The organism is Arthrobacter crystallopoietes BAB-32, assembly GCF_000328305.2.
Taxonomy (GTDB): domain Bacteria; phylum Actinomycetota; class Actinomycetes; order Actinomycetales; family Micrococcaceae; genus Crystallibacter; species Crystallibacter crystallopoietes_A.
Genome location: NZ_ANPE02000023.1, coordinates 1 through 6,639 on the forward strand (window position 1 = coordinate 1; position 6,639 = coordinate 6,639).

General features: G+C 64.8%; 8 protein-coding genes. 6 read left to right on the top strand and 2 right to left on the bottom strand.

Going from position 1 to position 6,639, the window contains the following annotated elements; all coding sequences use genetic code 11:
- Window positions 1-245: 245 nt before the first annotated feature.
- The 5 genes from D477_RS00555 (at window position 246) to D477_RS00575 (ending at window position 3,303) form a co-directional block, all read left to right on the top strand.
- A complete protein-coding gene (locus tag D477_RS00555) occupies window positions 246-1,094 on the top strand; it encodes a metal-dependent hydrolase (protein ID WP_005266180.1) in 849 nt (282 codons plus the stop codon).
- Window positions 1,095-1,146: 52 nt separating this feature from the next.
- On the top strand, window positions 1,147-1,725 hold the full coding sequence (locus D477_RS00560; RefSeq protein WP_005266181.1) for a hypothetical protein: 579 nt from the start codon (window positions 1,147-1,149) through the stop codon (window positions 1,723-1,725).
- Window positions 1,726-1,749: 24 nt separating this feature from the next.
- Window positions 1,750-2,382, top strand: coding sequence for an NUDIX hydrolase (locus D477_RS00565; RefSeq protein ID WP_005266182.1), 633 nt, complete (start codon window positions 1,750-1,752; stop codon window positions 2,380-2,382).
- 194 nt (window positions 2,383-2,576) lie between these two features.
- The gene (locus D477_RS00570) at window positions 2,577-3,041 is read left to right on the top strand and encodes a hypothetical protein (protein WP_005266183.1); all 465 of its coding nucleotides are present in this window, start codon (window positions 2,577-2,579) and stop codon (window positions 3,039-3,041) included.
- 40 nt (window positions 3,042-3,081) lie between these two features.
- The gene (locus D477_RS00575) at window positions 3,082-3,303 is read left to right on the top strand and encodes a hypothetical protein (RefSeq protein ID WP_005266185.1); all 222 of its coding nucleotides are present in this window, start codon (window positions 3,082-3,084) and stop codon (window positions 3,301-3,303) included.
- 11 nt (window positions 3,304-3,314) lie between these two features.
- Here D477_RS00575 and D477_RS00580 read toward each other — a convergent pair whose 3' ends face one another.
- Entirely contained in the window at window positions 3,315-4,211 is an 897-nt protein-coding gene (locus tag D477_RS00580) for a hypothetical protein (RefSeq protein WP_005266186.1), read from the bottom strand.
- Window positions 4,204-4,479: a hypothetical protein gene (locus D477_RS00585; protein ID WP_005266187.1), complete on the bottom strand. Its 276-nt coding sequence runs from the start codon at window positions 4,477-4,479 to the stop codon at window positions 4,204-4,206. The genes D477_RS00580 and D477_RS00585 overlap by 8 nt, the downstream gene beginning before the upstream one ends.
- A gap of 154 nt (window positions 4,480-4,633) precedes the next feature.
- On the opposite strand from D477_RS00585, the gene D477_RS22085 reads away from it, so the two are divergent.
- Entirely contained in the window at window positions 4,634-5,449 is an 816-nt protein-coding gene (locus D477_RS22085) for a hypothetical protein (protein ID WP_150109921.1), read from the top strand.
- Window positions 5,450-6,639 lie beyond the last annotated feature (1,190 nt).

The following is a 6,639-nucleotide window of genomic DNA, read 5'->3' on the forward strand; positions in this document are numbered from 1 at the left end:
CTATAAGTAGTAGTAGTAAAGGGGGCCTCCTGCTCCTCCGGAGGGGGGTGTCCACCCCTGTGGCCGGGGGTGGCCGGGGGTGGACAGCACCCGGCCGGCCGAATCCGGCGGTTCCCGATCCATTTGGTGCTCCACTAGTTAAACATCAGTCCGTGCGCCGCTAATGGAGCGGGCAGCGCGATCGGTTCGGCCGCAACATAGGCATGCAGATACCTGCACTGCCTATGAGAGGAAGACCGCCCGCCATGATGGGAGCCCACCACGCCGCCACCGGAGCAGCCGCCTGGGTTGCCCTGACGACGCAGCTGCACCTGCCGCTGGATTTCATCACCGTGCCGATGGGCTGGGGCGAGCACTCCCTGGCACTGGGCTTCGGCCTTCTCGACGTCGGACCGCTCGGCGTGCTGACCGGAGCACTGGTCACCGCCGGCGCCGCGCTTGTCCCGGACGCCGACCACCACAACGCAACCATCGCCCACTCGCTGCCGCCGCTGTCCAACATCGCCTGCGCCGGGATCGGCAAGTTCGCCGGCGGCCACCGTCACGGCACCCACTCGCTGATCGGCATCGCCGCGTTCGTCGCCGTCGCCTGGGTCGCCGGACTCTGGACCGTCGAGACCAAGGCCTTTGGCACAGTCACCCCGCTGGCCGGACTGCTGTGCGTCTTCCTCGTCGCCTTCGCCGCGAAGGCGCTGAAGTTCATCCCCGACCGGATGCGCAAGGTCCCGTGGGCGGTCGGCCTCGCCGCGGCCGCGCTCATCACGGTGTTCGCCCCGGAGCAGCAGAACTGGTTCCCGCTGGCGATGGGCACCGGGGTGATCATGCACATCCTCGGCGACATGCTCACCACCGGCGGCTGCAACCTCGTCTGGCCGTTCACGATCAAACCGCCGAAGGCCCTCCAGGGCATCCCGGTGCTCAAGCGCATCTGGCAGAAGAACGGCTACGTCTCCTTCCCCGTGCTCGGCAACGCAGGGTCGGTGCGTGAATGGCTGCTGCTGGTCCCGGTCAGCCTGTACGTGATCGTTGCGATGGCCTCCTCGACCATCGACCTCGGCCAGCAGACCCTCACCGCCCTCGCCGAAGGACTCTGACCCCGGCCGTCGCCTCGCCGTCGCTGTCGGCACCGGCCGCGATGATGGGCCCATGCTGCACGAGCTGCTGGAGACCCTCTCGGATGACGACACCCGGATCGAAGTCACCGTGACCATCCGCTCCGTGCCCGGTGACGGAGTCATCGACGCCGTCACCGCCGAAGCCCTGCGCACCGACGGCCGCTGGCAGACCAGCCAGGCCGGATTCCTCGAAGGCCACCTCATCAACCTACGCCGGCACCGCACCGCCGTCCTCCATGCGATCGACGCGGTCAGCGCCGAACCGGAGAGCCTGGCCGCCGTCGGCTACCGGCACCGGGAACCTGCAGCCAGCCACCTGCTGTGCATCGACACCGTGCAGGTCGATCCGGCCGAACGCGGCCGCGGTCTCGGCCTGATCCTTGCCGGCGCTGCCCTGGCTCACCTGAGCTCAGCCCGGCAACTGACCGCCATCCTGCACCCGCACCCCCTCGCCGCCGGCGGAGAACTCGAACCAGGCGAGCTGGCCGCGGCCTGCCGGGCCCTCGCCCGGTACTGGTCGCGGGTCGGCTTCGCTCAGGCGCCCGGAGCGTCCGGCTACCTGATCCTGCACACGACCGACTTCGACCCCGCACAGCCGCCGCAGGCCTGACTGCCGTCCCGGCAGGTTCTGCGCATGTTCTCCCACATGACCGACATGCTCACCGAAGCGCCCGCCCCTATCGCCCCGGAGGCACCCGCCGGCAGGGACCGGACCATCCGCCGGCTCGACCGGCAGCCGATCTTCCGCTCCGCGTTCGTCACCCACGATTTGGACCATGTCCGCTTCCCGAACGGCCGCGACGGCAAGTACTCCGTCATCGGGGTCGCCGAAGGATTCGGCGTGCTTGCCATCCCGGTGCTCACCTTCCGCGGCATCGATTACCTGGGCTTGGTCAGCCAGTACCGCTACCCGGTGCAGGTCGAGAGCCTGGAGTTCGTCCGCGGCGGCGCCACCGAGATGACCGCCGCCGAAGCCGGCCGCGAGGTGCGCGAGGAAACCGGGATCGAACCCGGGCATGCCGAGTACCTTGGGGCGGTGCACCCGGACACTGGGATGCTCAGCACCGAAGCAGGAGTCTGGCTCTTCCGCCAGCACCCGTCCGACAAGGACCTGGACTTCACCGAAGATGAATCCGGCGCCATGACTTCCTGGCACAGCCTCGGCGAGATGCTTGGGCTCATCCGCTCCGGGAGGATCCGCTGTGGCATCACCCTGGCCGCCTTCGCCCTGCTGCAGGCCTCCTGCCGGCTGCGCGGAACCGTGTAGAGACCGGGGTGCGGGCGTCAACGTCATCGCCGCCTACTGAGACGGGCGAGCGAACCGAAGGGCGCACCGGGGCCATCAACTCGGCCCTGCCAAGGCGCATCCTGCGTCCGCACCCCCTCCAGGAAGTTGTGCAGCAGGCTGCTGCGCAATTCGGCCGCTGCGGATTCCCGGAACCTGCCGCACACAATCACCGTATGAGCACCGACCACACCAGGAACCGCGTCGCCAAGGGCATCAGCACCGGCGGACAGTACGCTGTCGAACATCGGCCCGAAGCCGCCGTCAGCCTGGGCGCACCGACCGAACGGGAAAGCAGCAGGCTGTTCCGTGAAGCCACCGACGTTGAGGCCAGAATCTGGGAGCTGCAGCGTCAGGCCGACGAGCTGCACTTCGATGGCCTGAAGGCGGCCGCCCGCGACGCCACCATGAACCAGCGCGCCTCAGTTATCCGGGCCACCCGCAGCATCATCGTGCACCGCAACACCGACCAGGAGCTGCTCACGAGGATCGCCCGGGAGCACCCGCACGGGCCAACCCGGCAGCTGGCGCAGCAGCGCCTGGACCCCCTGCTGGCCGCCCGGCGCTCAGCGATCGAGTCACAGCAGGCCGCCGCCGAGGACGAGTTCCGGCGGACCATGGCGTTCCTGCGCGGACAGTAGGGCGGGCACCGTTGGTCCGGCCGCCGGACACATACCGTGCATGACCACACAGATTCAGGACGAGACCGCCCAGATCGCCGCCCAACAGCAGGCAGCCGACCGCGCCGGCGTCCAATACGGATCCGCCATGCATATCGCAGAGCTCCTGGTCGGGATCTCCGGCAAGGTGTACGAGGAGAACCTGCACACCCTCGCCGCCGCCTACGGCACCGATTACAAATCGATCAAGCACATCGACGAGGTGTTCAACCGCAAGCTCTGACCGGCCGGGCCCTAGGGTGAGGGAGCCGGGGTGGCTTCCTCTTCCGCTGGTAGCGACGGCGGCGGTTCCTCAAGGTGTCCCCAGCGGTTGGTGATGATCAGCCTCATGGGCTTGCAGCCGTCCTGCTGCACCAGGACGTCAGGTCCGGTATCGGTGGTGGCAAGGTGGGCGACCCGCAGAGGCTCCTCGACCCGGCATTCCTCCCCCAGGTCTTTGGCCAGGGCCCGCTGGCCGGCGGGTTCCAGTTCCAACATCCGCATCGCAGCTTCCCCTACGACCGCTGGCGATGCCTCACTGGCGGCGACTTTCGCGGGCGGGTTGATCGCCCAAATGAACACCAACAGGCCCAGGAGTGAGACTCCGGCCCCCTCGCCGATCGTCCACGACAACTTCTTCCAGCGGTCAGCCACGACCTCGTAGGAAGCAACCCTGCTTACCTTGCGTACGACTTGGGAGAGATGGATAGCACGTGTCTGCGCTACATTGGCCGCCAGCTCAGTCTCTTGATTGGGGTTGTCGAGGTTCGCACGGATTGCTGCATCCCGATCGTTGAGAGCATTCCTGAAATCAGTAACGAGAGCCGGTACACCGCCCTCAAACCCTTCTCTCTCGGCTGTTTCCTTCGCCAGCCCTGCGTTCGGTATCTGTTCCAGAGTTAGCAGTGGAGTCGTGGCAGCTTTTACGGCAGCGCTCAAGATTACTGCGGCGCCAGCGGCAGCGAGCACGGCGCCAGCCAGAACCACCCAGAATCTCCAGCTGCCCGGCTGGATCGCCCCCAGGTTACTGAATTGGGTGCCCGCGATAACAACGCCGCCAACAGCGCCTAGGGTCACCGTCAGCCACTTGGCCGTCTCCCGGATCCGGTCCTCGGCTGGAAGGGTGAGCGGCGGCTGCTTCTCCTCAACCATGTCCCCTCCTCCGAGCCATCGTATTGCGACCCCATTGAATGACGCGGGTTCCACTGTTGCGGATAGCCGTTGGCACTCGTCTGAGATACAGGATGTCCTTCACCTCGATGATGCGGGACTTGTCTTTTCCAAACCCCTCAGCCACGAAGGAAGGACCGCCGCCTTGGTCATCGGGGTTTACCCCCGGATGGACCCGAACCCTGATCCCCGCGATGGTCCGATCGAACCGGCCCTGGCCGGCCAGATAGATGTCGATACTCTGTCCCATTGCCCACCTCCGAGACTTGGTTGTCGCAATCACCCGAGGACGCCCTTTCCCCGCCATGCCCCGGGATGCACCCAGTGTGGACCTGTTGTCTGTGACTGGCCAGAGCGCCCTGCCCCTTTTGGCGTCCTGAGATGGAAGCCGCACACAACCGGGCATGAGCATTGACCAGAACCGCGTCCGCAAGGGCGTTCGCGAAGGCGGCCAGTTCGCCGCCACCTCCCACGCGGAGGCCGGCATCTGGCTGACCCCGCAGCCCGTCAAGACCTACCTGCAGCGGACTGCCTCCATCCGGGAGCTGTTCGAGCAGGAGTACGAGCGGCTGGCCGGCGACACGGAGCTGGAGCGCCGCTATCCGGACTCCAAGTCCGAGACCCGGCGGCTGCTGGCCCAGAAACGCGCGGAGCGCGGCGGCAAGGTGCGGTACGTGCATCTCGATGCCCAAAACACTCCGTACACCGCACACAACGAGTTCCTCGAGGTGACTTCACCCAAAGGCCGGCCCGTCGTGGTCGAGCTCGCTGCCGGCAAACCCAATCTGAAGGCGACGTCGGGGACCGCCATCATCCGGGCCAACTCCGTCTGGGGCAACTCGATCACCGTCGCGGAGGGAGCTACCGCCGTGGTCGTCGCCGAAGCCTCCAGCAAGGTGCACGTCACCGTTGAAGGCGGCTCGCACGCCGTTTGTGTCATGACGAGGAGGCCGCGGCACTTGCGCACATCGGCCGAGACACGACACGCCACGTCTACGGCTTCAGTGGCCGTGGAAGAGAAGATTAGAGCGGCTGTCCGCGGACCCAGTAATCGTCATCATCGGGTGGCGTATCATGCCAGGTGGCGCGCCGGATGTTCTGCCAGGACCCGTCATAGATGTTCCACACTGCGTAGGGATGGCCGTCCCGGTCCAGCCTCTCGTATCGGTTCGATACCTCCCGATACAGCCCAGGAAGCCCGTACACACTCGACTTCATGACATAGACCCAGGCGAGCCCGCCTCCGCTCACGAGCTTGCGCTCCAGCGGCGACTGCGGCCCGGGCGCTGCACCGAAATCGATGTACTCAAATCTGCTGCGCGGGTAGCGGTACCAGCTGCCGTGCCACTGACTCCACCGCACATCGAGGACCTCGGGCTTACTTAGAACGGAGTCTTCGATGTAGTCCTTGAACCTTAAGTACTTTGGATCCACCGGGTCGCCGAAAGGATTTTCAAAGGCCATGACAGCTCCGATCCTCCTGATGGCACAAAGCTAACCCAGCAGGGCATGTCACGCCATCCCCCATCCGAGGCATGAAAAGCAACCCGGCCGCCATCAGGCCGACAAAATAAAGGCAAGGGAAGCCAGAAGGCAGCAGACCGGGAACGAGCAGAAGCCATTTCGGGCGACATCAGTCAGTCTCGTTCATCTCTCACTCATACGTATCCCGCTCGACTCTGACAGCGGGAGGAAATGACCTCTGGTACTACATCCCCACAATGCATAGTGCGGTGGCTGTTCCGGGCTGCTCCGTCGTCGCCGTCATGTCACTTCGGCTCAACGGTTGCCCGCGGGGGCGTACATTTCCGCCCGGCTCCTAGCTGACGACGTCATCGTCGGATCCGACAACCACATCACCCCCCCACAATCATAGGAAAGAAACAATTTTCGAGCTGACCGACAATCCCGACACGTGTCAGACGATTGATGTCAGCGAGCTGCACTGCCTAGGTGACTGAGTTCTCTCCGAGCTCAATCACCGCAGGAACCTCATTCACTAGCCGCGGTGCCGTTGAAGCCACGCTCTTATCTCATTTTCCGATTCGCCAACAACTTTAAAATCTGACTCCCAAACCTCTCGCCACTTAGACCTAATTGGCCAGTGCGGCCGGTACATGCGGCCAGAACGCATTTCGACTCTCAGTGATACCAAAAACGGTTCTGGCAGAGTTCCCCAAAGGCTCGTATACCTCTCAGCCAAGGCGTCGACGATGTCGCTGAGACAGTTTGTGTGAACTACAAGCTCAGGAAAGTCCGGGACCTCGGCAACCCATCTTCCATCTGCCTCCCGGACGTTGGCATTTAGCTCCATCGATTCCTCAACGCTCCTCGATGCCTCACAATTGGGACTACCAGCGTACGGCCTGCCTTCTCGTTGTAGAGCACGCCTCTTTGTCCAGCGAGGCTA

Coding starts and splice junctions, on each gene's coding strand:
- D477_RS00555 (WP_005266180.1), top strand. CDS start 246: ATGATGGGAGCCCACCACGCCGCCACCGGAGCAGCCGCCTGGGTTGCC.
- D477_RS00575 (WP_005266185.1), top strand. CDS start 3,082: ATGACCACACAGATTCAGGACGAGACCGCCCAGATCGCCGCCCAACAG.
- D477_RS00585 (WP_005266187.1), bottom strand. CDS start 4,479: ATGGGACAGAGTATCGACATCTATCTGGCCGGCCAGGGCCGGTTCGAT.
- D477_RS22085 (WP_150109921.1), top strand. CDS start 4,634: ATGAGCATTGACCAGAACCGCGTCCGCAAGGGCGTTCGCGAAGGCGGC.
- D477_RS00570 (WP_005266183.1), top strand. CDS start 2,577: ATGAGCACCGACCACACCAGGAACCGCGTCGCCAAGGGCATCAGCACC.
- D477_RS00560 (WP_005266181.1), top strand. CDS start 1,147: ATGCTGCACGAGCTGCTGGAGACCCTCTCGGATGACGACACCCGGATC.
- D477_RS00565 (WP_005266182.1), top strand. CDS start 1,750: ATGTTCTCCCACATGACCGACATGCTCACCGAAGCGCCCGCCCCTATC.
- D477_RS00580 (WP_005266186.1), bottom strand. CDS start 4,211: ATGGTTGAGGAGAAGCAGCCGCCGCTCACCCTTCCAGCCGAGGACCGG.